The sequence below is a fragment of the Chryseobacterium sp. AG363 genome (assembly GCF_003610675.1).
Taxonomy (GTDB): domain Bacteria; phylum Bacteroidota; class Bacteroidia; order Flavobacteriales; family Weeksellaceae; genus Chryseobacterium; species Chryseobacterium cucumeris.
In genome coordinates this window covers 1,107,688-1,124,285 of sequence record NZ_RAQF01000002.1, presented here as the reverse complement: position 1 = coordinate 1,124,285, position 16,598 = coordinate 1,107,688, and the positions used below count along the sequence as shown (strand labels likewise).

Here is a 16,598-nt window from a genome sequence, read left to right as displayed (position 1 = left end):
AATGTTGGAGGAAAAACAGATGATTTATGAAGGTCTAACTCTTCTTTTTACTCATAAAATGCAAAGAAACTTTGGGGTACATAAGATTCAAAAAGCAGAAGATCAGTAATACATTGAATTCAATACCATTTGTTCCTCCACCTACCACAAACCATCCATTTTGCCAATGGACATAATAGATTCCCAAAATGAAAATCAGAATATTACAAACAGCTATTGGTTTGATGTATCTATCAATCCAGATTAATGGTACTGATAAAAGATGAATCAGTTTTACTATCCATGCTATATAAATTCCTACAGGATTGAAACCTAATCCATTCAGGTAGATCTGTCCAAAATCATTCACATCCCCACTGAAAATGGAAATCACACTATGCATCAGTAAGATCACTGAAAGCGCAAAACGAAGGTAGAAACTCTTTTTCACAGAAACAAAATTAGAATACAAAAACAAGGATTCAATATTTTGTATATCAACAACTTTGAAATCAGTATAAAAGTTTTGTTTCGTAGTAATAATAACCTTTATTATTGAACGCTATTTTAATGAGATATTAAATTTTACACATATTTCAATATAAAGTGATTTAATTGGTAAATTTTATTATATTTACGTCCAGATACAATGATGAGTTCCCTCATGATCATTACTATATTTTTACAGATATTTTAAATGATTAAGACAAGATTCTAATACACAAATACTTCTATCTTTTTCAATTAAAAAAGAGTGGTAAAATAACTTACCACTCTTTGTCTTATATCCGGAAAAAAACTTTCTTAATTCTGTGTCAGGCTTTTCTTAATGAAATCTTCAAGTTCTTTACCATGAAGGTTTTTAGCTACAATAGTTCCCTGCCCGTCAATAATGACATTAAAAGGCAGTTCTTCGATTTCATAAAGCTTTGCTACAGGGCTTTTCCAGAATTTTAAATCACTGATCTGTATCCACGTAATCTGAAATCTGTCAATGGCTTTCTGCCAGCTTTCTTTATTCTTATCCAAAGAAACACCTACTATTTCAAACTGATTATTTTTTATCTGTTCGGAGTAGGTATTGTACATTGTTTTCAACTGAGGTTGTTCCTCTACACATGGAGCACACCATGTTGCCCAGAAGTCGATCAGAACCAGTTTTCCTTTTAATGCTGAAAGAGAAAATGAAGTTCCATCTGCCTTTGTCATTGTTATTTCAGGAGCTTTCTTCCCTACTTCTATGGTGTTCTGGGCAGAAATATATCCTGAAAACAGTATGAAAAATAATATTGTTAAAGAGTTCTTCATATTAATCATTTGTAGGATAATTTTTATCCAGCCAATCTGTTTTGATGTTTTTCGGAAGATTTAAAAGCTTTGCATTTGTGAAGCCCAATTCCATTAACAATGCAAATGCAGGACGGATATTAGGACATTTTACAAAAGGACAGCAACCGCAATAGATCACAATTTCTCTGTTCTTAGGAATATCTTTAAGATAATTTCTCAGTTTTTCCAGATTTTCAGGTTCATGAGTCGGTCCGATGTCTACAGAACCTTTCACAATAGCTTCAGGTCCTACCGAAATGATGACCAGATCTTTTGTTTTTTGATTTTCAATTCTGGAAGCCAGTAATGCCGGATCCATCAGCTGGCTGTCTTTCCATGGATCCTGTTTTTGCTGTGCCTGACTGAATATTGAACAAACCAGGCAGGCAATGATAAACAAATACTTCATTCTTCTATTTTTCACAAAGATAAGTTGAAAAGTTCAGAGTTCAGGGCTGATTACTCAAAGCAGGTTTATTTAAATTTTTAATATTAAATCCGATTCCGAATAATTTTATACATTTATCTAACATATTGTTGAATCAAAACACGCTTAACAATGGAAGAAAAATTCCAGCCCGATGCAATTATTATCGGAACCGGACTGGCAGGGCTTACCGCGGCGATGGAAATTACCAATGCCGGAAAAAAAGTATTGCTTCTGGATCAGGAAACAGAGCAGAATATCGGCGGACAGGCATTCTGGTCATTTGGAGGATTATTTTTGATTAATTCTCCCCAGCAAAGAAGAATGGGAATCAAAGATTCTTATGAGCTGGCATTGCAGGACTGGAAAGGTACCGCTGGTTTTGACCGTCCGGAAGATTACTGGCCCCGCCAGTGGGCTGAAGCTTATCTGAAATTTGCTGCCGGTGAAAAGTACGATTATATTTCCAAACTGGGAATCAGGCTGATGTTTATGGTGGGCTGGGCAGAGCGTGGTGATGGATCGGCAACGGGTCATGGAAATTCCGTACCCCGTTTTCATGTGAGTTGGGGAACAGGCACAGGCGTGGTAAAACCCTTTGTAGAAAAAGCTTACAAAGCTCAGGAAAAAGGTCTGCTTCAGATGAAATTCAGACATTGCGTAACTGAAATTATTACAGAAAATGATAAAATAAAAGGTCTTAAAGGAGATATTCTGGAAAATGATACCCAGGAAAGAGGTGCTGCAACCAACAGAAACGTTATCTCCACATTTGAATATTCAGCTCCAAATATTATTATTGCTTCCGGAGGAATTGGTGCCAATCATGACCTGGTAAGAAAAAACTGGCCGGAAAGATTGGGAAAAGCACCTGAAAATATGGTTTGTGGTGTTCCGGCCTATGTGGATGGTAAAATGATAGGCATTGCAGAAAATGCAGGTGCTCATATTATCAATCCGGACAGAATGTGGCACTACACGGAAGGCTTACAAAACTGGAATCCAATCTGGCCCAACCACGGAATCCGCATATTGCCGGGGCCATCATCGCTATGGTTTGATGCTAAAGGTGAACGTCTCCCCGCTCCTTTTCTTCCGGGATTTGATACGCTGGGGACTTTACAGTATATCCAGAAAACAGGGTTTTCCTATTCATGGTTTATCCTTACACAGAAAATTATCAAAAAAGAATTTGCCCTTTCAGGTTCGGAGCAGAATCCGGATATCACCAATAAAGATTATGCTCTTTTTCTGAAAAGGATTTTTGGGAAAAAGGCACCCGCATCTGTAGAAGCTTTTAAAGAGCACGGTAAAGACTTTATTGTTTCAGATAACCTGGAAGATCTGGTTAAAAGAATGAATGAATTGGCTGGAAATAATCTCCTGAAATATGAAAAGATAAAATCACAGATTGAAGCCAGAGATAGAGAACTGGATAATAAATTTTCAAAAGATACGCAGGTTAATTACATCAGGAATACAAGAAATTATTTAGGTGATAAATTAGGGCGTGTAGCGGCACCACACAAAATTTTAGATCCGGAAAACGGACCTTTGATTGCAGTACGTCTTAATATTTTAACCCGAAAAACGTTGGGCGGAATAAAAACCAATCTGAATGGTCAGGTATTGAGAGAGGATGAAAGCATCATTGAAGGATTGTATGCTGCAGGAGAAGCTGCGGGCTTTGGCGGTGGCGGAATGCACGGCTACAGAGCTCTGGAAGGAACATTTTTGGGAGGTTGCATCTTTTCAGGAATGAAAGCCGGACAATATATTGCCCGACTTTAAAATTAAATACTAATGAATATGAGTAATTATTTTAATCATAAAGTCATTTGGATTACAGGTGCATCATCAGGCATTGGAGAAGCTTTAGTGAAAGAGCTTTGCAGGAACAGCAATGCAAAAATTATTCTTTCTTCCAGAAAAGAGGGCCAGCTTCATTCCGTGGCTGAGAAAGCTTGTTTGAGCAGAGACAGATATGCGGTCATCCCTTTAGATCTTAAAAATTATAAAGAAATGCCTTCCATTGCAGCAAAAGCAAAAGAAAAATTTGGAAAGATTGATATTCTGATCAATAATGCCGGAATGTCACAGAGGTCGTTAGCCATGGAAACCGATATTGAAGTAGATAAACAGCTTATCGATATTGATTATATAGGAACAGTAGCTCTTACAAAGGCTGTTTTGCCTTATATGATCCGAAATAAAGGAGGACAGATTGCCGTTGTATCAAGTCTAATGGGAATTTTCGGTGCTCCTATGCGAAGCGGATATGCCGGTGCAAAACATGCTTTACATGGATTTTTTGATGCCTTGAGGGCAGAATTATTCAGCCAGAATATTAAGATTACGGTGATCTGTCCGGGTTTTATTCAGACTGATATTTCTATTAATGCTGTTACCGGGGACGGTTCATTACAGGGCACGATGGATGATGCTACGAAGAATGGCATGCCCGTAGATATCTTCGCAAAAAAAATGCTTTATGCCATAGAGAAACAGAAAAGACAACAAGCGATAGGCGGTAAAGAAGTGATGGCTGTTTACCTGAAACGATTTTTTCCAGGCTTATTAGCGAAAATAATCCGTAAAGCTAAGGTGGTGTAAAGAAAAAGCATCATTCAAGAAGAAATGATGCTTTTAATAAATATAATGAAGAATGTGTTTTAAAAGGTCTTTACCAGGCCTATACCCACTATTTTATTCTGATAAAATGGCATTACCATGGTGGATGAAAACGAAGTCTTAACTTTATTTTTTCCTCGTAATAAATTATCAATTTTTGGAAACAGCCAATATGCCAGTTCTGTAGAAAGAATTCCAAATCCGGCTCCTGCTATGACATCTCCCAGCCAATGTTTATCATTCAGCATTCTGTAAACTCCGGTGAAAATTGCAAACGGATATCCTGAGATACTGAGCCAGAAATTGGTGTCTTTATATTCCCGGAACATAAATTGTGCTGAAGAAAATGCCGTGGCAGCATGCCCTGAAGGAAAAGACAACGTATTAGAACCGTCCGGTCTTTCCTCTTTGACCAGATACTTTAAAGGCATAGTAAAGGCAGCCGCAATCAGTTGTGACGAAGCGTAAATAATGGTTCGGTCTCTCAGATTATGTTTTCCTTTTATCCCGATTGCATTAAGTCCATATACCATTACTGCCGGAGCATATTGGGTATAATTATCCAGTTGTATCTGTTTAGGCTGATGTTCGTTGATTTCAACCTTTGTGGATAGATTAAGCTGCTTCAGATTCTTGATGGAAAGACCTGCTACTCCGTAGGTAATAAATGCGCCAGGAATGATCAGGCTTTTATAGTTAAGTGTGTTTTTTTGAACTTCTTTTGTGCCAATGCTATCGTCTACATATTGTTGAACACGTATCGTGTCATTGGTGTTCTGAGCATTGATCCGGCTTACCACTGAGCTCAAAATCATTACGTAAACCAGCGTTTTTTGAAACTGTTTTTTCATTTTAAATTCCATTTAAAATTATCCGATTCTTTGTTAAAATTTATAGCTGTATCCCAAACGAACCACCTGGGTTTCGTAGTAATCATTGCTGGTATAAGCAAATCCGTTGCCTTGTACAGACTTCTTGATCACCATTGTATTAAGCAGATCTGAAGCATTTAAAAAGAGTTCCCCTTTCCCTTTCTGAATGGCTTTTTTCACGCCTGCATCCACTGAGAATCTTGATTGTATTCTTCCCTGAGGAATAATATCCGGAGCCAGATACACCAACGTAAACTGCATATCTAACCCTTTTGAGCAGTGAAAAACATTGTTCATCTTAACATTCCCCGAGATAGCGGTTTGCTGGTCTGCGGAGAATGTATTAGGCTGGGGATACAGATTTTGTACAGTAAATGCATTAATCTGATTACGGTATATATTTCCGTTGACATTCAGGGAATAAACATCCGATACTTTTTGGTTCCAAATTGTTTCAAACCCTGTATTATAGCTCTTTCCTGCATTTTGAAAGATGGCATAAATAAGGGTGCTGCCCGGAACAATACTGGAAATCCTGGTGATCGTTCCGTTGGCAAAACGGTGGTATAGTGCAGAATATAAATATCCGCTATTCCAATTGTGCTTATATCCAAGTTCAATAGAGTTCGTAAACTGTGGACGTAACGCCGGATTACCAACCTTAATAATCTCTGCATCATCATATTTCGGAAAAATCCTGATATCCACTTCATTGGGGCGGTCTACCCTTCGGTTGTAGAAAACAGAGAACTTATTACGGTCATCAAGCTTATATGCCAGCCTGAAATTCGGGAATGGTTGGGTGTAGTTGTATCCGTCACTTTTATAGGTAGGATGATTAGGATTTACATCATACTGAATTTTCACATATTCTAATCTAAGTCCCAATTCTGCTTCCCATTTTTCATTTTCAAAAATATAATTTCCATAGACGGCAGGAATAAATTCTTTATAATCAGCCTTTCCACCCGCAGAAACATCCAGAACAGAATTGGTTCCCGGAATAAAATTCATATTGGTAGGAATGCTTCTGTTTCTCAACTTAATTCCTGTTTCTATTCGCCCATATTTCAATGGTTTTACATAATCTATATTGAAATCGTATACCTGTTCATCTGATAATAGTTTAAACGCATCAGTTCCTGTAGAAGACGGCAGATAATTATCATAGAAATATTTTTCATCCTCTCTATGGAACGTATAGTTGAATCCCACGTTCAACACATGTCCGGCTTCTTTGAATTTATGCTGATAAGAGGCTGTTCCCATCACGGTTGTTTTCAGCTCATCCTCCAAAAACTGCCACAGACGCAGGCGTTGAGACTTATCTCCATTGAAAAATGGCTGATCTCCTCTGTCGATAATTTTTTCACTTCCGTACATTCCTGAAATGGTTAAGGTATTTTGAGAATCAATATTCCAGTCTATTCCGGCCTTAGTGGTGAAGAAATTGGTGTTTCTGTTTCTTTTCAGCTGGGAATTAATAATTGTTCCGTCATCATAAGTACGGGTTACAAATTCATTCTTGTTAAGGGTTTCTGTATAAAGATTATCTGCCTGTAAGAATATATTGACCTTGTTTTTTCTGTAATTCACAGACAGTGATGGATTAATTTTAGGCGTAAGAGTATATTGTGGTCTTATAGTGGGAAGATTTTCCATTCTCACCCAAAGTGAGCCTAAACCTGCGGTGAATCCTACTTTTCCGTTCCATCCGTTCTGTTTATTTTTTTTCATGATAATATTGATGATTCCGGCATTTCCATTCGCATCGTATTTCGAGGAAGGATTGTTGATGATTTCAATTTTATCAATCGCAGAAGCAGGAATATTATCCAATCCGGTCTGGCTTCCAAAACCGGTGAGAGCTGTCTGTTTGCCATCAATCAGAACGGTTATTTTATCATTACCTCTAAGCTGTACTTTGCCATCCTGTACTGTAATTCCGGGAAGATTCTGCATGCTTTGTAATACAGAACCACCACTTTGGCTGATGTTATCTGCTACAGAATAGGTTTTCTTATCCAGACGGCTGTCTATTTCATTCTTTTTGGAAGCTGTAATGGCAATCGCCTCTATTTTGTTTTCTGTTTCCTGTTGCGGAACTAGCTCAATGGCAGGAATTTCCAGAAACTCAGAAAGACTTCCTATAAAAACGGGCTGTACTTGCGTATGATATCCTGTGAGTGAGGTTTCCAGAAGATAATGATCTGGTTTTATTCCGGTAAGAGAAAATCTTCCTTCTTCATTGGTAATTGTTCCGGCTGTAAAAGTGCTGTCTTTTTCTTTCTTTAAAATAATATGAGCATAGGGTAATGCCGTTTTGTCGATACCTGTGATCCTTCCTGAAGCGGTTACAGAAGCGGTCTGGGCAGAAACAAGAGAAGAAACCATCATACAGGTTGGAAAAAATAACAGGGCTGCCTTATTCATTCTTCTAGTTTTATTTTCTTTAAAATATTTTTTATTATAACAGGTGTTGGATTATTCGTTTTGAAGGGGTAATTCCCGGCTGTGTTTTCTTTGTGAAATGATGATCATCAATACCATCAGAGCAAGAGATATGAGAGATGCATTGAGAGTTCCCATATCCAGTCCTCCCTTCGCTAAAGGTTTGGTTAAAAGATCTCCGAAAGTAGCACCAAATGGTCTGGTAAAAACAAAAGCAATCCAGAACAGCAACACATGATTGATCTTCGTGAAATAATGAATCAATACGACTATTAAAATAATGAGTCCTGTAATCAAAGCTCCGGTCATATATCCCAGTCCTAAATTATCACTCAGAAAATCTCCGAAAGCAGTTCCCAGGCTGTTGGAAAATAAAATGGCAGTCCAGTAATACAGTTCTTTATTCTTTTCAAAAATGGGATAAACCTCAAGATTTCCATATTTTTTGTACCATAAAAACAAAGAAAGCAAGAGCCCCGAAAGTAGAATTAAACTACCAGTCAGATAGCCGGTTTTCAGAGTTCTGTCGATGCAGTCAGAGATTTCCGTTCCTAAAGTGGTTGTTCCTATAATCACCATCCAATAGACGGCTGGTATATATTTTTTCACACCAAGCTGCACGGATAAAATGATGACAAAGAACACCAAGGTAATCAGACTACCTGCTACGTAGCCCAGATGAAGCGTCATAGAAATAAAATCTCCTAAAGTCTCTCCTAATGTGGTGGCAACAATTTTCATGAGCCAGAATAGAAGGGTTACGGATGCAACTTTGTTTACAGTTTTCATTTTCTAAATACAATTTATACCTCAGTATGTTTTCAATACAAAGGTGCAAACCGATTTAGAAGAAATTTAGAATTATGGGAAACCGGGATTTTTTTAACTATAATTTAACAGAGAAAATATGGTGTTGATTTTCAAACCTGTAATTAACAGACCTCTTATGAAACCTGCAGATTTCCTGAATGATAGATAAGCCTAGCCCGCTTCCGCTATTATCTGTTGAAAGTTTTGAAAATCTTTTGAATAAGAAATCTGTATTCAGTTTCTCAGTCCCTGAATTGGAAACCTCAAAAACAGAATGGGTAAGCTGTACGGAAATGCTGCCTCCTACAGCTGTATGACGAATGGCATTGATTAAAAGATTGTTGATTAATATTTCTGCCAGAATATTGTTTCCTCTTACCTGTACCTCATTTGTGATGTGTTCTGTAACTGAAATATTTTTTTGCTCAAAATGTTCTCTGAGAATATCAATGCTTTGGTGAAGCAAAAGATCCAGCGAAATAATTTCCGAGCTGTCGAACTGGTTATTATCAATTTTAGCAAGCAGCAAAAGGTTTTTATTGATACGGGAACTTCTTGTAAGCGCCCTGTTCATATCTTCTGCAATGCGGTATTGCTTTTCGGTAAGGTTTTGATCCTGAAGCAAAATGTCCAGTTTGTTTTTAATAATAGCTAGTGGAGTCTGCAGTTCATGGGAAGCATTTTCGGTGAATTCTTTCTGGGTTTTGTAAGTAGAAACATTTCGTTCTATGAGTTTGTAAAGAGACTGATTGAGTTCTTCAAATTCAGCAGTATCAGAAGCTGGAAATTCTATCGTACTCTGGCTGTTAAGATTGAAAGTTTTCAGCTGATCCAGTGTACTTCTGAACGGCTTCCAGACAGACGATGAAAGTTTTCTGTTAAGATATAAAAGTCCAAGAACAATCACTACGAAAAAAAAGATGGTAATTAGGGCAATAACGGCAATGGTTTCATGAGATTCCTCAATATTGGTTTGTATAGTAAAAAGATAAGGTTTGCCATGAATATAAATTACTTTTTTAAGACATCTGTAACGCTCTTTTTTCTGTTCCAAAATAAAAGGCAGATGCTTTTCGTAAGTATAAATACTGTCCTGTTTTACCTGACTGGGAGAAATTCTTTCAATACTGGTTTCGGGCTGAATATGATTCCATAATTCAAGGCTTTTGTTCAATGCTTCTTCAGAAAGTTGTAACTGATTGAATTCATAAGCCGTTTTCTCTACAATAATCTGATTATGCTCATCCAGCTCATTTTTCCAGATCGTATCCACCACAAAATAATAGACAGGAATACTGATCATCAGTACAATAAGTACGTAGATCAAAAAGGGTTTGGTAGTTTTGGTGAGTAGAGGCTTCACAATAATGATGAATTATAAATTATGAGTTATGATTTATTTTTTGTTGTAATGATGATGCTTCGGATTATTTTTAATATTTCTGTAGCTTCATTATTGATGCTTTCATATTCTGTGGATGATAAATAATCTGTCTGAAACAAAAGCTCAATCCAGTAAATAGATTCATCACATTCTTTTTGAGCAACAGCCAGTTTATGAATAAAATCTGCTTTACTTTCAGCATTTTGTGATTCTCTTACTAAGGCTCCTACTGCTGTTCCGCTTCTTAAGAGCTGTTTACTCAGAACATATTCATTCTTAGTGGCTGTAAGATATTTATAAAGATTAATAATCCTTATAGCAAAACCAAAACTTTTATCTTTCAGCACATTTTTCTTTTCACTCATAATAATTCATCATTTATAACTCATCATTTATAATTACTCTAGCTTTCCCACTTATACCCCGTTCCATACACCGTTTTAAGATAATGCCCGCATCCTGCATCATAGAGCTTTTTCTTAAGATTTTTTACATGAGCATAAACAAAATCATGATTGTCCAGCATATCTGCGAAATCCCCGGAAAGATGTTCCGCAAGGGTACTTTTGGAGATGACTTTATTTTTGTTACCAATAAAATAAATTAAAAGATCAAATTCTTTCTTTGTCAGAGAAATCACTTCATCATTCACTGCCACAGTTTTGGCCCATAAATCTATTTGAAGCTCATTTTGTTTTACCACATTGGAACTGCTGAACCGTTTCCGACGGATAATAGAATATACTCTGGCCATAAGTTCAGAAAGATGAAATGGCTTAGTAAGATAATCGTCAGCGCCTAGTTTTAGTCCTTCAATTTTATCATCAAGGGCATTTTTAGCGGAAATAATAATTACTCCGTCCTGTTTCTGTTGCTTTTTTAATGCTTCCAGAATGGTAAGGCCATTTCCGTCCGGCAGCATAATGTCCAGTAAAATACAGTCATAGTCGAATGCTTCTATTTTACCCATAGCTTCACCAAATGTGCTGGCAGATTCACAGAGGTAATTTTCTCCGGACAGATATTCGGAAATGCTTTGAGCAAGTGCTGCTTCGTCTTCAATGATAAGAATTTTCATGCGATAAAGCTATCATTAAATTTAGAAGAAATTTTGAATTTAAATCATAAAAAATGAAAATATGTTATCTCTCCGGAATCTGCGCCTTCTCATAGATCAGTCCTTCATTTTTCAATTCTTTCCAGAATTCAGAAGGAATAGTAGTGTTAAGAGCCTGCAGATTGTCTTTCACCTGCTCAGGCCGGCTGGCTCCAGGAATAATAGAAGCAAATTCGTCGGCTGCCAGTACAAAATGAAGGGCGGCATCAATAAGGCTTATATTGTATTTTTCAGCAAGAGAACTCATTTTTTTCCGCTTTTCATACATTCCTTTTGGAATTACATCTTTATAATTATAACGTTCTTTTCCTGCTATATATCCTGAATTATACCCTGCTCCCGAAACCAGTTTTACCCCAGCATTTTTAACAGTCGGAAGAAGGCGGTCCACAGCATCTTCATGTTCAAGAATAGAATATTGTGTGGCCGAAAGACAGATATCCGGATCAGCAGATTCGATACAGTCTAAAATAGGTTCTATCTTATTAACACCCATTCCCCAGGCTTTTATTACTCCTTGATCACGAAGCTCAGAAAGTATCTTAAAAGCACCGTTTCTCGCCTGCTTCAGAAAATAAGGATAACGATCTCCTACCTGATCTTCAGAAAGGTCATGGACATAAACAATATCAATATGACTCAATCCGGTTCTTTGAAGGCTGTCTTCAATAGATTTCTGTACGGCGTCGGCTGTATAATCATGCAGGAAGTCGTAATCAAGAGGTTTTTTCCACATGGTTGGAGGAACATCAGATTCAGGAACCTGATGAAAAAGCCTTCCTACTTTGGTTGAGAAAATAAAGTCATCCCTGTCTTTATCTTTAAGGAAATTTCCAAATCTCCGTTCACTTTTGGTCAATCCGTACCATGGAGAAGTATCATAATACCGGATTCCGATATCCCAGGCTGCCTGCAGTATTTCATGAGCCTGTTCATCTGTAATATTTTCAAAAGCTGTTCCTATTGCTACACCCCCTATTCCCAGTTGGTGCTTTTCGGTTAAAATGTGTGATTTCATATATGAAATATTTAAAGTGTTGGATGATCAGTAAAGTACAAACATCGTGCTGGCAGTGAATGAAACGTTAAAAAGAAAATACCTGTTGAAACCTGAAATTCTTAATGAGAGCTGATATTAAGGCTGTTTTGGCAATTTATAGATTATGTTAAATATTTGTTTTGTCGTTCTTTTGGTCTTGTTATTGAATGAAATTCAGTACACCATTTGAAATAATCACATACTATGAAAAAGCACATTCTAATCGTAGGAGGAGGATTTGCGGGTATTAATCTTATCAAGTCTCTTCAGAATGATAAAAGGTTCAGAATAACGCTGGTTGATAAAAACAATTATCATTTTTTTCCTCCGCTTATCTATCAGGTAGCTACTTCGTTTATAGAAGCTTCCAATATCAGTTATCCTTTCAGAAAACTGTTTTCAAATAATAAAAATGTGAAATTTCACATGGGAAGCCTGATGAGAGTACATCCGGAAAATAAGACAATAGAAACAGATACCGGAAATCTCAGCTATGATTATCTGGTGCTGGCATTGGGCACAGAGTCTAATTTTTTCGGAATGGAAAATGTAAAAAAGTGTGCTCTTCCGATGAAAAATATAGAAGAAGCACTCTATTTGAGGAATCATATTCTGCTGACTCTGGAAGAAGCGGCCAGAAATAAAAATATTAAAGAAGCCGAAAAACTTCAGAATATCGTGATTGCCGGAGGCGGACCTACTGGAGTAGAACTGGCAGGTATGCTTGCGGAGATGGGAAAATATATTGCCCAGAAAGAATATCCGGAAATCAAGCTCGGACTTTCTAATCTCTATCTTATTGATGCCTTACCTACTTTACTTTCGCCCATGAGCCAGCTGGCTCAGAAAACGGCTTATGATAAGTTGAAAGAATTAGGAGTGAAAATCCTTTTGAATGTCTCTGTAAAGGATTATACGGATAATAAAGTCATCTTAAGTGACGGAAGCTCTATTGAAACGGAAACCCTGATCTGGACTTCAGGAGTTATTGGAAAAGAAATCCCAGGATTACCGGAAGAAACTATTGGAAAAGGCAGAAGAATACTGGTGGACGACTATAATAAAGTAACCGGAACTACCAATATTTATGCGTTGGGAGATATTTGTCTGATGCTTTCAGAAGAAAAATATCCTAAAGGACATCCTCAACTTGCTCAGGTCGCCATTCAGCAAAGTAAAAACCTCGCTGCCAATTTTAAACGGATAGAAGATGGAAAAGTGCTGGAGCAATTCAGGTATAATGACAAAGGAAGTATGGCCATTATTTCTAAATACAATGCGGTAGTAGATCTTCCGAAAAATTCCTTTAACGGTTTTATAGCATGGCTTACCTGGCTTTTCATCCACATCATTCCGCTGGTAGGGTTTAAAAATAAACTTCAACTTGCGATGGACTGGTTCAGGTTATTTATTACCAATAATCCATCCATCAGGCTTATACTTTTTCCAAAAAGAAATACAGAAAACGGATCATGATAAAAAAATAAGAACACTTAAATCCATCATATTATGAAAAATCAAAGAAGACCACCATTTTTTGGAGAAACAGTCGTTATCACAGGTGCTTCAAGCGGAATTGGTAAGGCTACGGCAGAGGCATTTGCAGAACAGGGAGCTGATCTTGTGCTGGCAGCAAGAGGAGAAAAAGCGCTTACAGAGACTGCAGAATTATGCAGAAAACTGGGAGCAACAGTGCTTGCTGTTCCTACAGATACTTCTGTTGCAGAAGATGTTCAGAACCTTGTCAAGGAAACCCTTGAATTCACCGGAAAAATTGATTATTGGGTCAATAATGCGGGAGTGTTGGCATTTGGTAAATTTGAGGAAATTCCAGTTGATGTCAGTGATCAGATTGTTAAAACAAACCTTTTGGGATATATGCATTCGGCACATGCAGTGCTTCCTGTTTTCAAAAAACAGAAAAAAGGAGTCTTACTGAATAATATTTCTATTGGCGGATGGATGCCGGCACCTTATGGAACAGCATATACAGCCTCGAAATTTGGTGTGCGCGGAATGGTAGAAACTTTGCAGGGTGAAGTTTCAGACTTTCCTGATATACATATCTGTGCGCTTTATCCCGGTTTTCAGAAATCATCAGGAATAGAACATGCTGCCAATTATTCAGGGATAAAACTCAGCACACCTCCTCCATCGTTTGATCCTCGTAAACTGGCAGCTTCAATTGTAAAAACAGCCAAAAATCCAATTGAAGCTTCTTATCCCGACTGGTCAGCAGTAGTTTTTAAAAATTTATATGAATTGTTTCCTGGAATAATTCGTTATACATCTTCCACTGGGGTGAGAATGTTAATGAGAAAAGCCAATAAAGATGAAAATACCGGAGGAAATGTACAGAACCCTTCTACAGGAAGTATGAGAATTGACGGGAAAACGCTATTTTCTATTCCTAAGAAACCATTAATTCTGGCAGGTGCAGGAATCCTTGGAGCACTGGCTGTTGGGTTCATTTTTTCAGGGAAATCTAAAGAAATAAGATAAGGTTGATAGAAATAAACTTTCATTGATATATTTTGAAAAAGTCTCTTTACTATATTTTTTGTGATATATTTCATAAATTTACAGAACTGTATCAATCTGATGATAGTTAAAATATTTCCAAGGTGAAAATTCACAACAAAAAAAAGTACCTCAGTTTCCTTAAATTTAAAAGAGATTTCCAGAAATACGGACTGGAAAAAGCACGCAGTTATGAGCTTATTCTGCATTGGCTGAACAACAGACTGAGCAGAAACCAATTTCTTGTTCTTTCCGGAATTCTGGTGGGCTGCACAGCTGGTCTTGCGGGAGTTATCCTGAAAACACTGGTGCATAATATCCATTATTTCATTACCAATAAAGTTCATTTTGAATATCAGATTTTATTCTATATTGTTTTTCCTTTTTTAGGAATTGTTCTGACAACGATGATCGTTTTAACTTTGTTTAAAGGTCAGGATCGTAAAGGTATTGGAGCTATTTTATACGAAATTGCACAGAATTCCAGTATCGTAGCTTCTGTTAAAATGTATTCTCAGGTGATACAAAGTGCTGTTACCGTAGGATTGGGAGGTTCTGCAGGATTGGAAAGTCCTATTGCCGTTACCGGAGCCGCTATTGGTTCAAACTATGCCCAAACGTACAGACTGAGCTATAAAGAACGTACTTTATTGCTTGCTGCAGGAGCTACTGCCGGGATTGCGTCTGCTTTCAATGCTCCTATTGCGGGGATTATGTTTGCCTTTGAAATTCTTTTAACCGGAGTGGTTTTCACAGACTTTATTCCGTTGGTCGTTGCTGCGGTCTGCGGAAGTCTTTTATCAAGGATTTTGCTTCAGGAAGATGTTCTTTTCAGATTTTATACCAGAGACCCTTTCAACTATAAAAATGTTCCGTATTATCTTATTTTAGGGATTGTTACAGGATTGTATGCCCGCTATTTTGTGATTATTTCTCAGAAAGTAGAACATTTTATAAAAGGTCTTCAGCTTTCAAGAATGCGTAAAGCGATGTTCGGAGGAGCTGTACTTTCCCTGTTATGCGTACTTTTTCCTCCTTTGTTCGGGGAAGGATATGAAACGGTAAAAGCTTTCACCAATGGAAATACCTACTCTATTATTGAAAATAGTTTTTTCAGGTATTTTGAGATCGGAGACTGGACCATTATCATATTTTTGGTTCTGGTATTGCTTTTAAAGGCCTTTGCCACCTCATTTACGATATTCAGTGGTGGAAATGGAGGTAACTTTGCTCCTTCTCTTTTTGCAGGAGGAACTTTAGGCTATTTATTTGCATTAATTTGTCAGCATATTGGTTTTACAGATGTTCCGATGACTAATCTTGTCCTCGTGGGTATGGCTGGTGCTATGAGTGGAGTTCTGTATGCTCCTCTTACCGCTATTTTTCTGATCGCAGAATCAAGTTTCGGATATGATTTGTTTATTCCTCTGATGATAGTTTCCATCATATCCTATCTCATTGCAAAATGGTTTTCCCCGATTTCTCCTGAACTGAAATCATTGGCAGATGAAGGAAAAATATTCACAAATAAACATGACAAAAACCTTCTTTTTGCTTTAAGAACCGAAGACTTTATTGATAAATATTCGCAAACGATCAATCAGAGTGCCTCTGTTACAAAACTGTTTGAAATGGTAAAGAACGGTAATAAAAATATTTTCGCCGTAGTGGATGAGAACAGAAAGCTCAAAGGAGTTTTGACGCTGGATGACATAAGACCTTATCTTTTTAACAAAGACATTGAAACTTCCCAGACGGTTACCCAGATCATGAAAGCGCCGCCTGCCGTTCTTCACCGTGAAAATAAACCCCTGGATATTCTTCAGACTTTTGATGATACAGGTGTATGGAATCTCCCTGTAGTAAGTGATACCAATGATTTCATCGGTTTTATCTCAAAATCCTCAATATTAATGAGCTACAGACAGCTTCTGAAGGAATATTCCGATTAATATTGAGAGAAGAATATCACAACTGAAGAACTCCATTCCCCTCCTCCGGAAGGGTGGCGAAAATTCAAAGATTTTTTGACGGGGTGG

Annotated in this window: 15 protein-coding genes; 5 read left to right on the top strand and 10 right to left on the bottom strand. The window is 37.3% G+C overall.

What is annotated here, in order from left to right; all coding sequences use genetic code 11:
* Window positions 1-34 precede the first annotated feature (34 nt).
* From DEU39_RS05010 to DEU39_RS05000, 3 genes are all read right to left on the bottom strand, one after another.
* Window positions 35-430 carry a DoxX family protein gene (locus DEU39_RS05010; RefSeq protein ID WP_120231153.1) on the bottom strand — a complete coding sequence of 132 codons (396 nt, stop codon included), beginning with the start codon at window positions 428-430 and terminating at the stop codon, window positions 35-37.
* A 353-nt stretch (window positions 431-783) separates the two neighbouring features.
* Window positions 784-1,287, bottom strand: coding sequence for a TlpA family protein disulfide reductase (locus DEU39_RS05005; protein ID WP_228436646.1), 504 nt, complete (start codon window positions 1,285-1,287; stop codon window positions 784-786).
* 1 nt (window position 1,288) lies between these two features.
* Window positions 1,289-1,717: a rhodanese-like domain-containing protein gene (locus DEU39_RS05000; RefSeq protein ID WP_120231152.1), complete on the bottom strand. Its 429-nt coding sequence runs from the start codon at window positions 1,715-1,717 to the stop codon at window positions 1,289-1,291.
* Between the two features lie 150 nt (window positions 1,718-1,867).
* Here DEU39_RS05000 and DEU39_RS04995 point away from each other — a divergent pair, with 150 nt between their 5' ends.
* Together DEU39_RS04995 and DEU39_RS04990 are read left to right on the top strand one after the other, a co-directional pair.
* The gene (locus DEU39_RS04995) at window positions 1,868-3,526 is read left to right on the top strand and encodes an FAD-binding dehydrogenase (protein WP_120231151.1); all 1,659 of its coding nucleotides are present in this window, start codon (window positions 1,868-1,870) and stop codon (window positions 3,524-3,526) included.
* An 18-nt stretch (window positions 3,527-3,544) separates the two neighbouring features.
* Window positions 3,545-4,348, top strand: coding sequence for an SDR family oxidoreductase (locus DEU39_RS04990; protein ID WP_120231150.1), 804 nt, complete (start codon window positions 3,545-3,547; stop codon window positions 4,346-4,348).
* 59 nt (window positions 4,349-4,407) lie between these two features.
* Here DEU39_RS04990 and DEU39_RS04985 read toward each other — a convergent pair whose 3' ends face one another.
* The 7 genes from DEU39_RS04985 to DEU39_RS04955 all read right to left on the bottom strand — a co-directional run bounded on the left by DEU39_RS04985 (window position 4,408) and on the right by DEU39_RS04955 (window position 12,018).
* Window positions 4,408-5,217: a phosphatase PAP2 family protein gene (locus DEU39_RS04985; protein WP_120232196.1), complete on the bottom strand. Its 810-nt coding sequence runs from the start codon at window positions 5,215-5,217 to the stop codon at window positions 4,408-4,410.
* A 33-nt stretch (window positions 5,218-5,250) separates the two neighbouring features.
* Window positions 5,251-7,671 (bottom strand): TonB-dependent receptor, encoded by a 2,421-nt coding sequence (locus DEU39_RS04980; protein ID WP_120231149.1) that lies wholly within the window; start codon window positions 7,669-7,671, stop codon window positions 5,251-5,253.
* 51 nt (window positions 7,672-7,722) lie between these two features.
* Window positions 7,723-8,478, bottom strand: coding sequence for a hypothetical protein (locus tag DEU39_RS04975; RefSeq protein WP_062669497.1), 756 nt, complete (start codon window positions 8,476-8,478; stop codon window positions 7,723-7,725).
* A gap of 97 nt (window positions 8,479-8,575) precedes the next feature.
* A complete protein-coding gene (locus DEU39_RS04970; RefSeq protein ID WP_228436644.1) occupies window positions 8,576-9,826 on the bottom strand; it encodes a sensor histidine kinase in 1,251 nt (416 codons plus the stop codon).
* Between the two features lie 62 nt (window positions 9,827-9,888).
* Window positions 9,889-10,248: a four helix bundle protein gene (locus tag DEU39_RS04965; RefSeq protein ID WP_174525188.1), complete on the bottom strand. Its 360-nt coding sequence runs from the start codon at window positions 10,246-10,248 to the stop codon at window positions 9,889-9,891.
* A gap of 38 nt (window positions 10,249-10,286) precedes the next feature.
* Window positions 10,287-10,961: a response regulator transcription factor gene (locus DEU39_RS04960; protein WP_120231147.1), complete on the bottom strand. Its 675-nt coding sequence runs from the start codon at window positions 10,959-10,961 to the stop codon at window positions 10,287-10,289.
* Window positions 10,962-11,025: 64 nt separating this feature from the next.
* A complete protein-coding gene (locus DEU39_RS04955) occupies window positions 11,026-12,018 on the bottom strand; it encodes an aldo/keto reductase (RefSeq protein ID WP_120231146.1) in 993 nt (330 codons plus the stop codon).
* Window positions 12,019-12,243: 225 nt separating this feature from the next.
* On the opposite strand from DEU39_RS04955, the gene DEU39_RS04950 reads away from it, so the two are divergent.
* The 3 genes from DEU39_RS04950 (at window position 12,244) to DEU39_RS04940 (ending at window position 16,511) form a co-directional block, all read left to right on the top strand.
* Window positions 12,244-13,515: an NAD(P)/FAD-dependent oxidoreductase gene (locus DEU39_RS04950; RefSeq protein ID WP_120231145.1), complete on the top strand. Its 1,272-nt coding sequence runs from the start codon at window positions 12,244-12,246 to the stop codon at window positions 13,513-13,515.
* A gap of 33 nt (window positions 13,516-13,548) precedes the next feature.
* Window positions 13,549-14,541 (top strand): SDR family oxidoreductase, encoded by a 993-nt coding sequence (locus DEU39_RS04945; RefSeq protein ID WP_062669510.1) that lies wholly within the window; start codon window positions 13,549-13,551, stop codon window positions 14,539-14,541.
* Window positions 14,542-14,663: 122 nt separating this feature from the next.
* The gene (locus DEU39_RS04940; RefSeq protein WP_120231144.1) at window positions 14,664-16,511 is read left to right on the top strand and encodes a chloride channel protein; all 1,848 of its coding nucleotides are present in this window, start codon (window positions 14,664-14,666) and stop codon (window positions 16,509-16,511) included.
* Window positions 16,512-16,598 lie beyond the last annotated feature (87 nt).

Bases quoted from the DNA above. Each gene is read 5' to 3' on its own strand.
- DEU39_RS04980 (WP_120231149.1), bottom strand. From the start codon at position 7,671: ATGAATAAGGCAGCCCTGTTATTTTTTCCAACCTGTATGATGGTTTCT.
- DEU39_RS04965 (WP_174525188.1), bottom strand. From the start codon at position 10,248: ATGAGTGAAAAGAAAAATGTGCTGAAAGATAAAAGTTTTGGTTTTGCT.
- DEU39_RS04945 (WP_062669510.1), top strand. From the start codon at position 13,549: ATGAAAAATCAAAGAAGACCACCATTTTTTGGAGAAACAGTCGTTATC.
- DEU39_RS05005 (WP_228436646.1), bottom strand. From the start codon at position 1,287: ATGAAGAACTCTTTAACAATATTATTTTTCATACTGTTTTCAGGATAT.
- DEU39_RS04955 (WP_120231146.1), bottom strand. From the start codon at position 12,018: ATGAAATCACACATTTTAACCGAAAAGCACCAACTGGGAATAGGGGGT.
- DEU39_RS04950 (WP_120231145.1), top strand. From the start codon at position 12,244: ATGAAAAAGCACATTCTAATCGTAGGAGGAGGATTTGCGGGTATTAAT.
- DEU39_RS04990 (WP_120231150.1), top strand. From the start codon at position 3,545: ATGAGTAATTATTTTAATCATAAAGTCATTTGGATTACAGGTGCATCA.
- DEU39_RS04960 (WP_120231147.1), bottom strand. From the start codon at position 10,961: ATGAAAATTCTTATCATTGAAGACGAAGCAGCACTTGCTCAAAGCATT.
- DEU39_RS04995 (WP_120231151.1), top strand. From the start codon at position 1,868: ATGGAAGAAAAATTCCAGCCCGATGCAATTATTATCGGAACCGGACTG.
- DEU39_RS04975 (WP_062669497.1), bottom strand. From the start codon at position 8,478: ATGAAAACTGTAAACAAAGTTGCATCCGTAACCCTTCTATTCTGGCTC.
- DEU39_RS04985 (WP_120232196.1), bottom strand. From the start codon at position 5,217: ATGAAAAAACAGTTTCAAAAAACGCTGGTTTACGTAATGATTTTGAGC.
- DEU39_RS05000 (WP_120231152.1), bottom strand. From the start codon at position 1,717: ATGAAGTATTTGTTTATCATTGCCTGCCTGGTTTGTTCAATATTCAGT.